We start from the raw sequence: 18,736 nt of genomic DNA, 5'->3' as shown, positions 1-18,736 counted from the left end.
ATATGAAAGTCGCCTTCTCAAGAAGCTGATCTTTCCATTGCTTGATCTGGTTTGCGTGTACGTCAAAGTGGTGAAAGAATCCAATAAGGTTTTCTCGCCCCTGATTGCAGTAGGGGGTACTTTCGCTTAAAAGCTGCGCTATGGTTTCGGTATGGTCGTATTATCGTAATGTCTCTTGTCATCGACATCTAAGCCAAAATCAGGCAAAAACTCCACTGAGCGTAAATGCTTAAATTTCCTAAACTACTTCTAAAAGTAATTGCTTTTGATATTGATGAGTGATCTTCAAATATGGTGAAATTCACCAAAAATAACGAAGATCGTTTTTTAAAGCGCAAATGAGTCTATTATGGAAGTTTTTTTCATAACGAAGCTCAACCGTTCAAAATGTCTTTTATCTTTATTATGGTAGACATCGAATAAAATAGGTCTTGTATTTCAAATAAAATAATTAAAATAACACTTTTAACAAGACAGTTATTTTGTAAGTTTTTTATAATGTTGAGCCGAGTAATTTACGTAAATGAGGGTTATATTCCAATTCACGCTGATAAGAAATTTCACAACTCGCATATGCCTCTTGGCGCGTATAATTCCAATATTTTAAGTCATCAATAGGTATTTTTTGACCTGTCACTGCACAAAAGACATATGTGCCATAGTTTAGAATTTCGTAATCGCCACTTAAATAATTAATTCTGGCTTCGCTCTCATCACTCGAATACATGACATTCAATTCCTTATATTTTACATACTATAGAGACTATGATCAATAAGCGTATTTTAAATCTTAAACCATGTCTTGCGTGATCTAATAATCACAACGTTTAAAATTAACGGAAACAAGCTCTAAAATACAAGAAAATAATGATATTTTTAGTAAAGAAAACAAGTTTTTTATCATGCTCATATGTCTATTGATTATCGGCGACCAAATAAGCGCTCAATATCGTGTAATTTTAATTCAATATATGTTGGCCGTCCATGATTGCATGTACCAGAACTAGGAACGGCTTCCATTTGACGAAGAAGAGCATTCATTTCCTGTCCCTTTAGAATACGACCAGAACGTACCGAACCGTGACATGCCATTGTTGCAGCCACATAGTCTAACATTGCTTTTAAACCATCGGCAGTATCATGTTCTGCCACTTCATCTGCTAAATCGAGAATGAGAGCTTTTGCATTAACCTCACCAAGCATCGAAGGTGTTTCACGCACTGCAAGGGCACCAGGTCCAAAAGGTTCAATAACAAGCCCAAATTTTTTTAAAGTGTCTTGGTGTGATAAGAGACCTTCCATATCGTCTGATGACAATTCAACAATTTCAGGAATAAGCAACATTTGTGATGGTAAAGGACGACTATATAGCGCATTTTTAAGCGCTTCATAAACCAAACGCTCATGGGCTGCATGTTGATCAACGATGATTAAACTATCTTGTGTTTGTGATACAATATAATTTTTATGTATTTGTGCGCGTGCAGCACCTAAAGGATAGCCGAGCTCTTCTTGTGTTGGATCTGATAAAGAAGCAGAAATATCTCCGATTGGCATGTCTAGAGCGTCAAGTTTCATCGTTTCATTTTCGTGAAAACTATTATGCCGATATGGCTTTAATGGAGCATTGCCAAATTGTGCCGCATCGAGTGTTGTTTTTGAATGATTCGGCGGCTTATATACAGATTGATTATAAATATGGCTGTAAATTTTATGATCTCTGATTTTATCATCTTGAAAAGATAAATCGGTACTAAAGCTTTGTGCCGTATAAGTTGTATCACTCGTATTTTTTTGCACTTGTGATAAAAAAGCTGCTAACATTGCATCTGCGCCTGTTGATGCGGGTCGAATGCCTGCGTGTGACAAAGCTTCACGTATGCCACCAACAATTAAACCTCGAACAAGCCCGGGATCACGAAAACGCACATCAGCTTTTGCAGGGTGTACATTCACATCAACATCAGTGTGCGGCAAATCTATAAAGAGAACACAAACCCCATAACGATCACGAGCAATGGAATCAAAATAAGCTGCACGAATAGCACCTAAGAGTAATTTATCGCGCACTGGTCGCCCATTAACATAAGCAAATTGATGCAAACTATTGCCTCGATTAAACGAGGGAACACCTGAAAAGCCTGTTAAAGAGATATTTTCACGCATAACGTCTAAGGGAATACAATTAGGCGCAAAGTCTTTTCCCATAATTTGGGCAATGCGTTCTAACTGCGCATGACGGTCTTTCCCTGTCGCTGGAAAATCCAACAAATTTCTATCAGATCCAGATACAGAAAAACGGATATGAGGAAAAGCAATTGCAATACGTTTGACAATATCTGTGATAGCGGCGGTTTCAGCACGATCGCTTTTCATAAATTTAAGCCGTGCAGGTGTTACGTAAAATAAATCACGCACTTCTACAATTGTGCCATAATTACCAGCAGCAGGTCGTGGACCATCGATATGACCTGCATTGACGGCTATCTCAGTTGCATTGTCATTGTTTTGTGTACGTGAAGTGATTTTTAACTTTGCAACAGAGCCAATTGATGGGAGAGCTTCTCCACGAAAACCAAGAGAACGAATATCGTGCACATCGTCATTTAATTTGGATGTACAATGGCGAGAGATTGCAAGCTCTAATTGATCAGCAGCAATACCTGATCCATTATCGCTAATACGAATAAGAGTTTTCCCCCCGCCGGCAGTTGCAATATCAATACGTGTTGCCCCAGCATCAATAGAATTTTCGATAAGCTCTTTAACAACACTGGCAGGGCGTTCAATCACCTCACCGGCTGCTATTTGATTTATTACTGTTTCACTAAGATGCCGTATGGTCATACTGGAAACTATAGCCGATTTTTTAAGTTAAACATAGAATTATATGAAGCAAGAGTCGTATGTTTCCCCTTAAAAATGAGTGACTAGTATAGTTAGCTAAAAAAGCTATTGGCGTTAAATGGATAAGTCATGGGCTAAAAGTCGCCTTTCACTAGTAAAATAAGTTGTACTCATTAAGTATTTAGTAGCAGACGAACAACTCGTTTTGCTGCAGTTTTTGCAGGCGTCAATAGAAACACAGTCCAAAACTACGAGAGGAAAAATCCTCCCGCCTTGAACAAGAAACGTTTGAATTCTTGTGCGTGACATTGAATTTGATCAGAGAAATTTTTGTGGTGTTCGTAAAGGCAAAAGAGGCCTTGGCGCTTGTGGGAAAATAACTGTATTGAGACTGTTAAAATGCAATTGAAAAGTTTATGCCTTTCCTATCCCCAATACCCATACTAAAACGCTTTTAGCGATTATGCGACACTCAATTAAATCAAATTCCATTGTTTATACAGACAGCTTTTTACCTATGATGTTCTTGATGCGTCTGTGTTTTACCATGAGCAGTTCAACCATTGGAAAAAGCGCCCCGCTTTGGCAACGCATATTTTTCATAAAATCGATGTAGCAATCGGTCAAAGTGACAATGATGCTGAACAATATCATGCACTTGGTGTTAAACATGTTGCGGTTTCTGGTAACTTAAAAGCTGATGTTGCGCCTATAGAAAATACAGCACTTTTGCAAACATATCGTGAAGCTATTGGAAAGCGCCGTGTTTGGGCTGCTATTTCAACTCATGAAGGTGAAGAACGCATTGCAGCCGAAGTTCATGCGGCGCTTAAAACGCGTCTTCCAGATCTTTTAACCATTATTGTACCGCGTCATCCTGAGCGTACAGAAACTATCTTAGATATGCTCAATGATAAGAATCTTATTGTTGCTCAACGCAGCCAAAATGATCTTATTACTAAAGATACAGATATTTTTATGGGCGATAGCGTAGGCGAAATGGGACTTTTTTTGCGTTTGGCAAAAGTGGCGTTCATCGGAAAGTCACTCAGCGATAAAGGTGGACATAATCCGTTAGAACCAGCACTTCTTGGTACCGCTATTTTAACAGGACCACATATTCAAAATTTTCAAGATACATTTGAAGAATTTTTTGCTCAAAAAGCTGCACGTTCCGTTGTAGATGCTACGCAATTGGCGGTTCAGGTCAATACACTTTTGACGCATGAGCCAATGAGGCGGGTTATGGTGGATGCTGCTTATCATACAGCCACCAATATGAGTGGAGCATTGGAGCGGACTTTACACGTTTTGCACCCTTTTATTCAACCGCTTATATTACAAGCGCGTTTAACCCCTCAAGGTGGCGGTTATGGTGAGTAATACACCTAAATTTTGGTGGCAGAAAAAAAGCTTTCCACATTATCTCTTAATGCCGCTTTCAGGACTTTATGGTTTTTTTGCAGCACGTAAAATGCATAATAAAGTGCCTCCTAAAATTGATTTGCCTGTTTTATGTGTGGGTAATTTCACTCTAGGGGGGGCTGGAAAAACACCTGTCGCAATTGCTCTCGCTCAATGTGCAACAACAATGGGACTAAAGCCTGGGATCATTTCGCGTGGATATGGTCGAAAAAATACTCAAACACGCCTTGTTAACTCTCTCCAAGACACGGCACACAGCGTTGGTGATGAACCACTTTTATTAGCGCAATATGCACCAGTTGCGGTATCAAAAAATCGTTTAGATGGTGCAAAACTGTTGCAAAATCATGGATGCAATTTCATCATCATGGATGATGGTTTTCAAAGTCGACGCATTTTTATAGATTACGCTTTGTTGGTTGTTGATGGAATACGTGGTTTTGGCAATGGTGCTGTTTTTCCCGCAGGTCCATTACGAGCGCCGCTTAAATCACAATTAAACTATACAGATAGTATTGTGACACTGACGAATGAAAAAAATACATTATCAGAACCTTTATTGGATCCAAAAATTCTGATACCCTTATATCAAGCTCGTTTAAAACCTTCTGCAACAGCATCCGTTGAAAATCAAAATTTTTTAGCCTTTGCAGGTATTGGAAATCCTGAAAAATTTTTTCGTTCTATTGAAGAGTTGGGCGGTCATATCATACAAAAACATGTTTTTGCCGATCATCATTTCTATACTCAAGTGGAAATTGACCGTCTTTCTCACCTTGCCACCAAAAACAATCTTTTGCTTGCAACCACGTTAAAAGATTATATGCGTTTAAAAGGAAAGAGAGTGTATGAAGATCTTCAATCAATGATTATTTTTGATATAAGTGTTGTTTTTGATGACGGTGACAGATGTCAAAAGCTTATTCAAACAACGATAGAAAATGCCACAAAAAGAGGTGTGTCTCTATCTTCATGAAATGCCACCATTAATAAATTATAAAAATATCTATCTTTGCAGTTTAGCTGCTGAGAGGCAGTTTTGTAATGAAAGAAAATACACGCGTTTAATAGGCTTAACAGCTATCGTGATAAAAGAAGTAGTTTAGGAAATTTAAGCATTTACGTTCAGTGGAGTTTTTGCCTGATTTTGGCTTAGATGTCGATGACAAGAGACATTACGATAATACGACCATACCGAAACCATAGCGCAGCTTTTAAGCGAAAGTACCCCCTACTGCAATCAGGGGCGAGAAAACCTTATTGGATTCTTTCACCACTTTGACGTACACGCAAACCAGATCAAGCAATGGAAAGATCAGCTTCTTGAGAAGGCGACTTTCATATTTGGTCATGAAGCCAAGGCAGAACAGTGCGCGCCCAGCGTTGATGTGAAGACGCTTTATGCCAAGATTGGGGAGCTGACTTTAGAGAATGATTTTTTATCAGGGGCGTTCAACACGGCGGGATTGCTGAGTGCAAAGAAATGATTGACCCTGAACACAAACTATCGATCTCACGCCAATCTAAGCTTTTAGGTTTCAGCCGTGGCAGTCTTTACTATTCCCCGTGCCATGTATCAGATGGTGATTTGGCACTGATACGCCGAATTGACGAACTCCATTTTGAATATCGAATATCCGTTTGCGAGAAGCTGAATGTTGCAAGGGCTTTGAAAAGCGAAAGATGGAAGTCGGGCAACTAGATGTCGCCACGCAAATGAAGAAAATAGGGATAGAAGCGATATACCGCGACGGTCTAATACCTCGAAGCCAACTTCTGCTCATAAAGTCTATCCCTATCTGCTGCGTCATCTGGCTGTGACATGGCTTAATCAGGTCTGGGCGATGGACATCAGCTATATTCCCATAGCCTGTGGTTTTTTTATCTTTGTGTCGTTGTGGACTGGTTTAGTCGAAGGGTTTTGTCTTTGTGGCGGTCAATGACAATGGTAGCCGCTTTTTGCATAGGTGAGCGTCGTTAAGGAAGCACTTGCGCGTTATGGTAAACCCGACATATTCAATACCAACCAAGACTCACAATTGACGTCGATAGACTTCACGGCAGTACTACAGAACGCGCAAATCGCTATCTCAATGGATGGCAAGGGCGCGTGACGCCACAATGCCTTTGTTGAGCGATTTTGAAACAGTCAAATATGAGGAGGTTTATCTCCATACCTATAAGAGCGTTGCTAAGGCACGTGCTGGCATTGGCCGATATCTAACTTTTGCAATACCAGAAATCCACATTCATCGCTTGGTAGCGATAATACTGGATATGGCATACTTCAAAGCGTTGGAAACCATAATAATGACAGCGTGATCAAGACGCAAATTCACTTAACAAAATACTACAAACTGTTAAGACAAATTGAGCCACTAGTTTGATTGATTCCACTTTCTTTTGGATTTTTCGTGATAGTGCCATGGGTAGGTTTTGATAATGATCTTAGCCTGTTTCATATTTCTAAATATCAGTGTTTATTTAAGAATTGCATATAGATATTATCATCGGACTTGTCCAGATGAATGTAAAACAGTTTTATGCAATTCTTATTTGTCAGTTATCAAAGCTCGACTTTAACGCATTGTGTTTGTAGTCATGTTTTTTGTCGACCAATATGTTGCTATTTGGCGAGAGTAGTAAGCAGATATTTAGTTCTTAGCGAACGCACTTCTAGATACTCAATCTCCTATCAAAGGTGATCAAACTTTTATGACGTTTAATACTCAATACCACATCAACATAAAACTGAATGATATACTATTCATTGCTCACTATTGAGCATCGTAACTTATACTGCTTATATTATTTTAAATTTTTCTATTTGCTAAATATAAAAACATTAATGATACATAATGAGTACCAATAATTTATTTATAATCATTTATAAGTCTTACAATTTTTTCAATATCTTCAAAATCTATTACTGGTGAAATGGGAAGACTTAATACTTCATTGTGTATTTTTTCTGTTAATGGAAAATTTCTGTTATTTAAATATTGACATGATTGTTGCTTGTGTGGAGGAATAGGATAATGAATAATCGTTTCAACACCATTATCCTTTAAGTAAGCTTGTAAACGATCACGATCAGATGTTCTGATTACAAAAACATGCCAGACGTGTTCAGATTCTTCGCCAACATTTGGAAGTATAATACGTTCGTTTTTTATATTGTGACGGTAATAAGTTGCTATTTGCCTGCGCTTTTCATTGTCATCATTCAAATAGGGTAATTTTACATCTAGTACTGCAGCTTGTATTTCATCAAGACGTGAATTCACACCCTGATATATGTGTACATATTTTTGATGAGAGCCGTAATTTGCTAATGCTTTAATTCGTTTATATAAAACTTCATCATTGGTTGTTATAGCTCCACCATCACCCAGACAACCAAGATTTTTACCGGGATAAAATGAAAAAGCTGCTGCATCGCCAAGATTACCAGTCTTGCGTCCCTGGTAGATTGCTCCATGAGCTTGGGCTGCATCCTCAATGATTTTAAGATTATATCGTTTGGCAATTGACCAAATCTTTTCCATATCAACGGCTTGCCCATACAAATGAACAACCATAATAGCTTTTGTTTTTTTAGTAATGGCTGCTTCAATACACTCTGGATCAATATTATAGGTGTTAATATTTGGCTCTACTAATATAGGAATACAACCATTTTGACTTATGGAAAAAATAGAGGCAATATAAGTGTTCGCTGGTACTATAATTTCATCTTCAGAACCAAATCCGTATCCTTTTATAATCAAGTTAAGGGCATCAAGCCCGTTGGCTACACCAAGAGCAAAATCTGTTTCACAAAATTGTGCAAAATTTTTACTAAATCTCGTATTTTCTTGCCCTAAAATATACCAACCCTTATCTAGAACATTTTTTATACGCTGATCAATTTCAATACGAAAACGATCATTGAGTGTTTGCAAATCAAGAAATTTTATTAAATGTTTCTCATTCATTGTTATTTTTACCATGTTTTATTGTGCAACTTTTTAAAAGAAAAATCGATTTCAAGTGAATGCTAGCGTTAAATATAATTTTAATCAGGTTATGCTTATAATTAATGTTTCACTCTTTATTCTTATCTTTCACAAAAATATGCATAAATTTATCAAGTTCTGGACCATTAGATCCTTTATTATAAAAGATAAATAATGGTTAAATTTTAGCTATCTCTTATGAGCATGAGTGATTGATTTGATCACATAAAGTTAGATAGATTGCATTGAATCAAAAATGCGTTGCAATAAATGATCACCATTTATCCTGTCATAGTCATAAATATATATTGAAGGATTATTAACGATCGAATAAGGGGATCCACTTGCTTGTATAAATTGATCAATATGACTTTCATAATTATTGTTTTTTATAAACCATTGTCTCGCAGAACGGCTCTTTTTTTCTAAACTAACTTTATTCAAAGAACTTATAATAGTCTTTAAATCGTCCATATCTGACCACAAATATTGTTCTGGATCACAAAAATCAGCTGGAGGATAAATAGTTGGGTTAATGACTTTATGATTTATTATAGGTATTCCTGCGGACATCATTTCAACAACAGTTCTCGCTGAGCAGATTGGAAATGTTGAAACAAAAAGATCAACACCCATATTTAGCATAGAAAGACCTAAATTGTCAGTCCAGTCGATATGAATAAAATGATCAAACGGAATTCCTGCTTTATCGAATTTATTTTGAAAAAAAGCGATCGTTTCACGATCAAGTTGTCCATAATGATAATGATGACCATTTGTTTTTCCAATTATTGCTATAATAACATCTATAAATTCATAAATATAATTAGACTTTGCTTTATAAACACGTGCTGATGCACTTGCAGTTGTTAAAATATTATTTTTATAAGGAATATAGATTTTTGTAGAAAATTTATCTTTTAATAAGGGGTGACATTTTGTAAAATTCGCATTGGTTACATGATAATTTATTGCATCGAGTTGACTATCATTTTTAACAATAAAACTATCTATTGAGGAATTATTTAAACCCATTACCAAACCGTGATCATAACAAAAATCCATAATCACTGTTTTAAACAAACCAGATTGTATTGCAGCATTTAACGGTATATCAAGATGCGTGATAAAAGGATATAATACTTTACCTCTAATTTCATAAAAAATATTTATTAATGCTAATATTTTTTCAAGATAATTCAATGAATGATCAATTTTAATCACTTCTATTCGTGGATCATCAAAAGCTTCATGTAAGTCATTTTCGTTATTTTCTAACCATTCACTGGATACAACATATACTTTTTTATATTTTGTCAAAAGAGCTTTTGAAAGATCTTGGAGTTCCGCATAGATGCCTCCCCCAGTTTTATTTAAAACAGATAGAGCGATTACGGCCACATCATTATATGGTTTATCGGAAAGACATAAACCTTGTTTTAAAATAAACCAGCGACCAATAGTTTCAGCGATTTGATCAACGACCTTACTACTAAAAACTGCATTAAAATAACTAGTATCAGAAAAAATTTGAGAACAATATCGTACGCAAAATGATATTATTGACATCATATCTATTTTTTTTCTATTTTTATGTTCAATAGGTATTGTTGCCAAATAATCTATATTATTTTGTATGGTTTTCCATTCAGGTGAAGACTTGTTGCCAATCATATATTTTTGTGTTTGAGTTAATATATCAACATTTAATTCTCTTTGATTTATAGCATTTAAAGAATTCCATATTCCACCTCCATTCCAATAATATATACTATGAATATCAGGAAAATATTTAAGCTTTCTTTTTGATTTTAAAAGATGAAATTTAAATACAGCGCTATCTCCACGAAATGCTTCAAGATTGAAATATTCGGGTAATTTATCTACTATTTTTCGATACATTATTGCTGATGTATGAGCATAAATTTCATTGAGTATACACTGTTCATAACTAAAGATTCTTTCCTCAAATATATTAATCAAAATTGATATTTCATTTTCAGGATAAACAAGAAAAGTATTGTGACAAACAGCAATAAAATCTGGATTTTTTTCTAAAAAGTCTATTTGTTTATGAAGTTTATTTGTATTCGTGAATACATCATCTGCATCCAACACATGAAAATAACGTCCACGCGCTTTTGCATAAGCACGTTGAAAACTATAACCTTTTCCGTAGTTTTTTTCATTATTAAGTAAAACGATATGATTAAATTTGTCAGCGTAATTACGAACGATTTCATTGGTTGCATCTGTTGAACCATCATTGACAATTATAATTTCAAATGGATAGGTTGTTTTTTGAGCAAGAATTGAGTCAAGTGAGGATGAAATGTATTTTTCGCCGTTAAAAACCGGCATTATTATAGAACAAACACATTCATTCATATTTGACACTCCTATTAAAACAATAAATTAATAACTAATAAAATATTAAAAAACTATCTTTTTGAGTTTTTTTAGGGCTCATTCACAAAAAATATGAAGCATTGAGGGATTGTTCGACATCGTCTAATAAGTCATCGGTATCTTCTAAACCAATAGAAAAACGCAACAATCCATCGTTTACGCCTAAATGTGCGCGTGCTTCTTGACCAATGCTTTGATGTGTTGTTGTTGAAGGATGCGTAATAATAGAACGTGTATCACCCAAATTATTTGAGATTAGCGGTATTGTTAGTGTGTTACAAAATTTAAATGCTGCTTGTTTTCCCTTTTGCAGTTCAAAAGCAATCATTGTTGAGCCACCGCTCATCTGTTTGGCGATGATATCTGCCTGCGGATGATCGCTGCGCCCTGGATAAATGCATTTTAAAACAGCTTTATGGCCGCTGATAAGATCCGCAATTTTTGATGCTGAACGGGTCATCTTTTCAACTCTTAACGGTAATGTTTCAAGTCCTTTTAACATCAACCAAGCATTAAACGGGCTTAAGCCTGGGCCTGTATGACGAAAATAATCCGCAAGGTTTTCATCAATCCATGCTTTGCTTGCAAGAACCATGCCGCCAAGACAGCGGCCCTGTCCATCAATATGTTTCGTTGTAGAATAGACAACAACATCAGCACCCAATTCAAGCGGTTTTTGAAAAATTGGTGTTGCAAAAACATTATCAACAATCACAGTGGCACCAACACGATGTGCCAACGCACTCACTGTTTTTATATCCACAACATCAAGTGTTGGATTAGCGGGTGTTTCAAAAAAAACGCCGCTTGTGTTGGGGCGTATTGCCTTTTCCCAATTTTCTATTTTTGTGCCATCAATAAGGCTAACTTCAACACCATAACGGGGTAAGATTTTTTCAATAACATAGCTGCAAGATCCAAACATTGCTCGCCCAGCGACAAAATGATCTCCTGCTTTAACAAAACATAAAATTGCCCCTGCAACAGCAGCCATTCCTGAGGCAAAAGCACGGGCATCTTCTGCACCTTCAAGGACACACATGCGCTTTTCAAACATATCGGTTGTGGGATTGGCATATCGCGAATAGACAAAACCAGGTTCTGTGCCATCAAAACGAGTTTCGGCGCGTTCTGCTGTTTCATAAGCAAAACCTTGGGTAAGATAGAGTGCTTCTGAAACTTCTCCAAAAGGGGAACGTGTTGTGCCTGCATGCACCATCTGTGTTGCTGTGCGGTATTTACGATTAGGATCTAAAGTCATGCGCTACCTACTTTCACAATAAATCTTCAAAACTTATGAAGATTAAGAAAAAAGGATGCCAAAAACCGTTTTGTTTCACGGCCTTTTAGCATTTATTGAAAGATTATGTGTCACTTAATTCCACTTTTCAAAGACTTTGCCAGTCAATGAAATTTTGTTTATAATCACATATAATCTATCGTGGCTGCAAGCCGGCCGGCCAAATCACCACGGGATAAACTTTCCTTAATCCCTCGTAGCACTTGCGTCAATGTGTGATTTGGGTAAAGAAGAAAAGATAAAAGAGAGAAGGTCGATTTTATGGCACGTTTAAACGGTATTCTTGCAGATAGCGATATTCACGCTTTATTTGATAACAATATATTGAAACTCGATCGACCTCTTGATCCTGATCAAATACAACCTGCAAGTCTCGACTTAAGATTGGGGAAAAAAGCTTATCGCGTCCGTGCTTCCTTTATGCCAGGGCGCGATACAAAGGTTATTGATAAGTTGGAGCGGCTTAAACTTCATGAATTTGATCTTACAGAAGGTGCGGTTTTAGAAACAGGCTGTGTTTATATCGTTCCTCTTTTAGAAACATTAAGCTTGCCTGATGATCTTTCTGCATCTGCTAATCCCAAAAGCTCTACTGGACGGCTTGATATTTTTACGCGTGTTATTACCGATTATGCACAAGAATTTGATAAGGTTTGTGCCGCTTATGACGGCCCTCTTTATTTGGAAATTAGTCCGCGTACGTTTCCAGTTTTGGTAAGAACAGGATCTCGTTTGTCGCAGATACGCTTTCGCAAAGGTAAAGCACAACTCGATGAAGAACATCTTTATAAGCTTCATCAAAACGAAACTCTTGTTTCTGATGATGTGCCCAATATCAGCAATGATGGTGTTGGGCTTTCTATTGATTTAACGGGTGGTGAAAATGGTCTTATAGGCTATCGTGGTAAACATCATACAAGCGTTATTGACGTTGATAAAAAAGGCTTAGCAGATATTCTTGATTTTTGGGAACCGCTTTATGATCGCGGCGCGCGCGAGCTTATTCTTGATCCCGATGAATTTTATATTCTTGTTTCTCGAGAGTCTGTGCACGTCCCACCGCTTTATGCGGCGGAAATGCGCCCGTTTGATCCACTTGTTGGTGAATTTCGTGTCCATTATGCGGGCTTTTTTGATCCAGGTTTTGGCAATATTTCTGCTGGAGGCACAGGCGCACGTGCAGTTTTAGAAGTGCGTAGTCATGAAGTGCCTTTTATCCTTGAGCATGGGCAAATTGTCGGTCGGTTGATTTATGAAAATATGTTGAACAAGCCAAGCAAGCTTTATGGACAGGAATTGGGTTCAAATTATCAAGCACAGGCACTAAAACTGTCCAAACACTTCAAATAAAGTCTATCGCTAAAATCGTATTATAAAAATAATAATTAAGCAGGATAAAGCGCATTTCATACAAATAATTCATAATTTTTTGTATTGAATCGATGTTATTTTATAAATAGTGTCGTATATCTCTCTTGGTTGAGAATATCTTATTTCTGTAATGCGGGTATGATGTAATGGTAGCTTGTCAGCTTCCCAAGCTGAATGCGCGGGTTCGATTCCCGCTACCCGCTCCAATTCATATACAAAACGTAATGGCCAAGATATTTTTACAATTTAAAATGGCACTTTAAACATTTGTAAAAGCAAAAAACTTCACGGATTGAACGGTTATAAGTTGCTTATATGTATGAAGATCTGCCTGTTTATAAATGTCATTATTACTCATTAAAAAACAATCTTGATTCATATTGTCTCTATGCATCAATATTATAGCTTTTTTTGAATCAGATTAAATTATAAATTGCGTTGATTGACACGTTTGGATAATTCTTCTTTGCCTTCTTTTCTTTCTGAATAAGGATTGATAAGATAGTCATTTTGTCAATGAGTAAGCAAAGTAAATTTATAAAGTTCTTCCATAACATCGACAATACGATCATATAAAATTGATGGTTTCATACGACCATCTTCGTCAAACTATAAAAAAGCGTTCGGAATTGAAGACTGGTTCGGAATTGTAATCATAAGCATCCAACGCCCCAAAATTCGCCTTTGATTAACAGTATTAAATGATGGAGAACCGCCACTAAATTGCACCACCAGCTAGAGGAATCCAGTCAATTTGCGATTTAAAAATAGAGCTCATGGAACCATGACGTTCAGGTGAACACCACAACATGCCCTTTGACTATGATAAAAAATCAAATAATTCTTTTACTTTTGAATGTTCAGTGTCACATTCATCTGGCAAAGGTAATTCTTTTGGATGAAATATTTTCACTTCGGCACTAAATTTTTCTAAGATTCGTCTAGCCTCCAGCACTGCTAAACGACTGTAAGAACGCTCACGATTTGAACCATAGAGTCATAAAATGCGTGGGGGATGAGCCAATAATTGCGCTTGCACTTTTTCGAAGCTCGGCAAATCAAATTTACTCATATCAATATTGGATAAAGTGATGACAATTATTCCTCATTAATATTTTTTTTGCGAAACCATAAAAATACACGAACCAATCTGATTAAAACGGTGACGTCAGCTAATGGTCCTATAATCGTTGTAAAAGCGACGGGAGAAGCAAGACAAAAATTTGCGACGGCGACGGCTCATGCCAACTCGAAATTATTTTCTGCAGATGTAAAAGCAATGAATGTTGTTTTTGGATAATTATTACCCATCCATTGACTCATAAAAAAGCTGAGAACGAAAAAAACGAAATCGGGAATTCTTAAAATGAATAGATCCTGAGCCTAAACAATTTTGTGTTCTTTCAAAATTTTGTTTAAACTTTGCCAATATTTACAATTCATCTGATCCCCAACTTTGTACTCGCTCTACAGCTTTTTTCCAACCTAAGTAACGTTTTTGTTGTTTTTCCAAGTCAGATGATGGATGAAAAACACGCTCTACAGTCGAGACTGTGCGCAACTCTTCAAGACTTTCCCAAAATCCAACAGCAAGACCAGAAAGATAGGCAGAGCCAAAAGCTGTCACTTCTAAATGTTTTGGACGTTCTATTGATTTTTGTAAAATATCCGCTTGAAATTGCATTAAAAAATTATTTTCCACAGTACCGCCATCAACACACAATGTTTTAAGATCAGTATGAGCATCAGCCAGCATAGCATCCAAAACATCTTTGGTTTGATAGGCAATCGATTCTAAAGTCGCACGTATAATATGATTGCGGTTTACACCACGTGTAAGACCTAAAATAGCACCACGTGCAGAAGGATCCCAATAAGGTGCCCCAAGTCCAGTAAAAGCAGGAACAACATAAACACCATTAGCAGTGCCTACCTTATCAGAAAAATATTCTGAATCTTCTGCATCAGTGAAAAATTTTAACTCATCACGCAGCCATTGAATGGCTGCACCGCCAACAAAAATAGAGCCCTCTAAAGCATATGCTAACCCACCATCTGCATTACAAGCAAGAGTAGTAATAAGACCATGATTTGAGGGTACAGGTTGATTGCCTGTATTCATGAGCATAAAGCAACCCGTTCCATAGGTATTTTTTGCTTCTCCCTTTTCAACACACAAATGTCCGAAAAGTGCGGCTTGTTGATCACCTGCTGCACCTGCAATCGGAATACGGGTGCCACCACGACCACCTATATTTGTTTGACCATAAATAGCTGAAGAGGGTTTAACTACTGGTAACATAGAACGAGGAATATTGAGTATTTTCAGTAGTGTATCATCCCAATCGAGTTTATGTATGTTAAATAGCATTGTGCGAGAAGCGTTGGTATATTCCGTTACATGAACCCGTCCTTGTGTCATATTCCATATTAACCACGTATCGATTGTTCCAAAAAGCAACTCACCTTTTTCAGCTTTTGTACGTGTACCCTCAATATTATCTAATATCCAAGCAATTTTTGTTCCAGAAAAATAAGGATCTATAACAAGACCAGTTGTTTCACGTACGTAGTCTTCAAGACCTTCTTTTTTAAGTTTATTACAAATTTCAGTTGTACGACGACATTGCCATACAATAGCATTGTAAATTGGCTTTCCTGTATTTTTATCCCAAATGACGGTAGTTTCACGTTGATTAGTAATACCAATCGCCGCAATTTCCTCAGAACGAATCCCTGCTTGAGCTAAAGCTTCAACGAGTGTTGCGCTTTGCGTGGCCCAAATTTCTCTTGGATCATGCTCAACCCAACCGGGTTTAGGATAAATTTGTTTAAATTCTCGTTGAGCGATGGAAACGACTTTTGCTTTTCTATCAAGTACTAAAGTTCTTGAACTTGTTGTTCCCTGATCAAGAGCAACAATATACTTCTTTTTTTCATCCATTTGTATGTCTCCTTCCAACGAAATCTTTTTTTGTATTTTGTGAGTGGGCCACCAATACATATTTTATAAATAAATGCTCCAATTAAAGCGCCTATAATTATCGCAATGAGAGGTATAAGAGCATAAGGAACTGTTCTATCCCCAGTCATAACTTGAATGTTCCATCCTGACATATAAGCAATAAGACGTGGACCAAAATCACGCGCTGCATTCATTGCAAAACCAGTAAGTGGAGCAAAGGAACCACCTAAAACTAAGACGAGAGTACTAATGATCATTGGTGCCAATGTACCTCTTGGAATACCATTCCTATCATCAGTGAGACCAAGAAGTAGCATCATGAGGAGACTAGTAATGAAGACTTCAGTGAAAAATGCTTGCATTATAGTATTGTTTCTATAAGGAAATGTTGTAAACACACCTGCTGTGTCCAATGTTTTTACTGTAAAAAGATTAAAATAAAGTCCATATACAACCGCAGCGGCAACAGAAGCCCCTAAAAATTGTGAAATAATATAAAAAACTATTTTTTTGGAAAGTTTCCAAAAACAGCTAGTGCAATTGTAACTGACGGATTAAGATGCGCACCAGAAACACCACCTTTGAGATAAGCACCTAATGCTACAAAAAGCCCCCATATAATTGATATTTATCATTGTCCATAGCTTGCACCTGAAAGTTTTAAGCCTGCGACACCCCTCATGCCAAAAACTAAAAATACAAATGCGGCTATAAATTCAGAAATACATTCTTGTTTAAGTTTTATCCCCATTATAAAAAGCTTCTCCCGAATATACTTTTTTCATAATAATAATATTTGAATAAGTAAAATTTATAAAGACTTTTTTAGAGATTTTTGTCTTTATCTTTTAAATTATTATCATCTTTAACGATATTATTAACGTATTCATCAAGTTTTTTTATTTCTTTTTTATTAAACCATAAACCAAGCTTGGTGCGCCGCCACAAAATATCTTCTGCAGTCAAAGCCCATTCTTCTTTAATGAGCCAATCTACTTCTATTTGATAAAGACCATGTCCAAAATTTTGACCGAAATTTTCTGCATTATTTTTAAAAATTAATATTGCTTGCGTGCCATAATTTTCAGCCACACGACGAATTGTAAAAGCATCTAATGTCGGTACGTTTACTGCAATTCCTTTTTTAACTTCTTCAATATCGTTATGAGGAAAATTACCTCCAGGCAACGGTTCTTTTGCAGTCCAAGATGGTTCTCTTTTGCCAAAATGATCTTCAACAAAATTCATGGCATCTTCAGCTAGTTTACGATATGTGGTTATCTTGCCACCATATGCATTGAGCATTGGTGCTAATGTATCATCATCAATTAATTTTAATACATAGTCACGTGTTGCTTCCTGCGCTTTAGATGCATCATCGTCATATAGCGGTCTTACGCCTGCATAGCTCCAAATTATTTCTTCACGTGTAATGGGTTTTTTAAAATATTCATTTGCCGCATCAATAATATAAGATATTTCTTGATCACTAATTTCAATATTTGAAATATCATCCTTATAATCAAGATCCGTTGTACCAATTAATGTAAAATCATGATGATAAGGTATTGCAAAAATGATGCGTCCATCAGAATTTTGAAAGATATAAGCTCGATCGTGATCGTATAATTTTTTTACAACAATATGTGAACCTTTGACTAGACGAATCGGTGGGTGTTGATCGGATGAATAAACGTCTTGCATTATATAGTTAATCCATGGACCCGCCATATTTGCAATAAATGCAGATGTAACAGTAAATATTTGATCTGTCCGCTTATTTTTAAGCGTGATAAGCCAATGATCGGTATGACGCTTGAGAGATATGACTTCTGTTCGCGTCATTATTGTTGCACCAAGTTCAGACGCACTGCGAGCATTTAATATTACTAAGCGTGAATCATCTACTTGCGCATCAGAATACTCAAATCCTTTTTTATAAATATCTTTTAATGGTTCACCATATACATCGTGAAAGTTTATTGTGCGCGTAGTTGGCAACTCTTTGCGACCACCTATATGATCATAAAGAAAAAGTCCCGTGCGCAACAGCCAAGCTGGCCGCAGTCCTTTATGATGCGGCAACAAAAATCGGATCGGATGGACAATATGTGGAGCGATACGCCATAAAATTTCACGTTCTTTTAATGCATGACTTACAAGTTTAAACGCATAGTGTTCTAAATAACGAAGCCCTCCATGGATAAGCTTGGTCGAAGCTGAAGATGTGGCTGAGGCTACATCATTCATTTCTGCAAGCCCTACTTTAAATTTGCGTCCAGCTGCATCACGGGCTAATCCACAACCATTCACTCCGCCGCCAATAATAAATATTTCATAGTCCATTGAAATGTTTATAAACTTTCATTTTTGAATTTATGTTACAGTAATAAAAAATAAAAAAAAATTCAATATAAAATA

At 36.6% G+C, this 18,736-nt stretch carries 10 protein-coding genes, 1 tRNA gene, 5 pseudogenes and 1 riboswitch; of the genes and pseudogenes, 6 read left to right on the top strand and 10 right to left on the bottom strand.

What is annotated here, in order from left to right:
- From ME5_RS10960 to mutL, 3 genes and pseudogenes are all read right to left on the bottom strand, one after another.
- A pseudogene (locus tag ME5_RS10960) lies at positions 1-188 on the bottom strand (transposase); the annotation flags it as partial.
- Positions 189-493: 305 nt separating this feature from the next.
- On the bottom strand, positions 494-727 hold the full coding sequence (locus tag ME5_RS03270; RefSeq protein WP_008038381.1) for a DUF2093 domain-containing protein: 234 nt from the start codon (positions 725-727) through the stop codon (positions 494-496).
- Between the two features lie 194 nt (positions 728-921).
- Positions 922-2,847, bottom strand: a complete 1,926-nt coding sequence (mutL, locus tag ME5_RS03265; protein ID WP_008038380.1) for a DNA mismatch repair endonuclease MutL — start codon at positions 2,845-2,847, stop codon at positions 922-924.
- A 555-nt stretch (positions 2,848-3,402) separates the two neighbouring features.
- On the opposite strand from mutL, the pseudogene ME5_RS03260 reads away from it, so the two are divergent.
- The 3 genes and pseudogenes from ME5_RS03260 to ME5_RS03250 form a co-directional block, all read left to right on the top strand.
- A pseudogene (locus tag ME5_RS03260) lies at positions 3,403-4,230 on the top strand (glycosyltransferase N-terminal domain-containing protein); the annotation flags it as partial.
- Entirely contained in the window at positions 4,220-5,248 is a 1,029-nt protein-coding gene (gene lpxK / locus ME5_RS03255; protein ID WP_008038354.1) for a tetraacyldisaccharide 4'-kinase, read from the top strand. The pseudogene ME5_RS03260 and the gene lpxK, both read left to right, overlap by 11 nt.
- A gap of 180 nt (positions 5,249-5,428) precedes the next feature.
- Positions 5,429-6,594, top strand: a pseudogene (locus tag ME5_RS03250) (IS3 family transposase).
- A 551-nt stretch (positions 6,595-7,145) separates the two neighbouring features.
- Here the strand turns inward: ME5_RS03250 and ME5_RS03245 are convergent.
- The 3 genes from ME5_RS03245 to ME5_RS03235 form a co-directional block, all read right to left on the bottom strand.
- Entirely contained in the window at positions 7,146-8,249 is a 1,104-nt protein-coding gene (locus ME5_RS03245; protein WP_245256478.1) for a DegT/DnrJ/EryC1/StrS family aminotransferase, read from the bottom strand.
- Positions 8,250-8,501: 252 nt separating this feature from the next.
- Positions 8,502-10,658 carry a glycosyltransferase family 2 protein gene (locus ME5_RS03240; RefSeq protein WP_008038373.1) on the bottom strand — a complete coding sequence of 719 codons (2,157 nt, stop codon included), beginning with the start codon at positions 10,656-10,658 and terminating at the stop codon, positions 8,502-8,504.
- Positions 10,659-10,740: 82 nt separating this feature from the next.
- Positions 10,741-11,940, bottom strand: coding sequence for an O-succinylhomoserine sulfhydrylase (locus tag ME5_RS03235; protein ID WP_008038372.1), 1,200 nt, complete (start codon positions 11,938-11,940; stop codon positions 10,741-10,743).
- A 148-nt stretch (positions 11,941-12,088) separates the two neighbouring features.
- A riboswitch (SAM riboswitch) is annotated at positions 12,089-12,161 on the bottom strand.
- Between the two features lie 79 nt (positions 12,162-12,240).
- Here ME5_RS03235 and ME5_RS03230 point away from each other — a divergent pair.
- Both ME5_RS03230 and ME5_RS03225 read left to right on the top strand, forming a co-directional pair.
- Positions 12,241-13,329, top strand: coding sequence for a 2'-deoxycytidine 5'-triphosphate deaminase (locus ME5_RS03230; RefSeq protein WP_008038370.1), 1,089 nt, complete (start codon positions 12,241-12,243; stop codon positions 13,327-13,329).
- 153 nt (positions 13,330-13,482) lie between these two features.
- Positions 13,483-13,556, top strand: a tRNA-Gly gene (locus tag ME5_RS03225).
- A 220-nt stretch (positions 13,557-13,776) separates the two neighbouring features.
- Here ME5_RS03225 and ME5_RS10320 read toward each other — a convergent pair.
- Positions 13,777-14,422, bottom strand: a pseudogene (locus tag ME5_RS10320) (NAD(P)H-dependent oxidoreductase).
- A gap of 90 nt (positions 14,423-14,512) precedes the next feature.
- Here ME5_RS10320 and ME5_RS10505 point away from each other — a divergent pair.
- Positions 14,513-14,650 (top strand): hypothetical protein, encoded by a 138-nt coding sequence (locus ME5_RS10505; protein ID WP_155799368.1) that lies wholly within the window; start codon positions 14,513-14,515, stop codon positions 14,648-14,650.
- 132 nt (positions 14,651-14,782) lie between these two features.
- Here the strand turns inward: ME5_RS10505 and glpK are convergent, their stop codons facing one another.
- The 3 genes and pseudogenes from glpK to glpD form a co-directional block, all read right to left on the bottom strand.
- A complete protein-coding gene (gene glpK / locus ME5_RS03215; RefSeq protein WP_008038366.1) occupies positions 14,783-16,294 on the bottom strand; it encodes a glycerol kinase GlpK in 1,512 nt (503 codons plus the stop codon).
- Positions 16,231-16,934 (bottom strand): annotated as a pseudogene (locus ME5_RS10310) (MIP/aquaporin family protein). The gene glpK and the pseudogene ME5_RS10310 overlap by 64 nt, the downstream one beginning before the upstream one ends.
- 206 nt (positions 16,935-17,140) lie before the next feature.
- On the bottom strand, positions 17,141-18,661 hold the full coding sequence (gene glpD / locus ME5_RS03210; RefSeq protein ID WP_008038355.1) for a glycerol-3-phosphate dehydrogenase: 1,521 nt from the start codon (positions 18,659-18,661) through the stop codon (positions 17,141-17,143).
- Positions 18,662-18,736: the final 75 nt, after the last annotated feature.

The sequence above is a fragment of the Bartonella tamiae Th239 genome (assembly GCF_000278275.1).
GTDB lineage: Bacteria > Pseudomonadota > Alphaproteobacteria > Rhizobiales > Rhizobiaceae > Bartonella > Bartonella tamiae.
The sequence above is the reverse complement of the archived record's forward strand: the minus strand, read 5'-3'. Positions and strand labels throughout refer to the sequence as shown.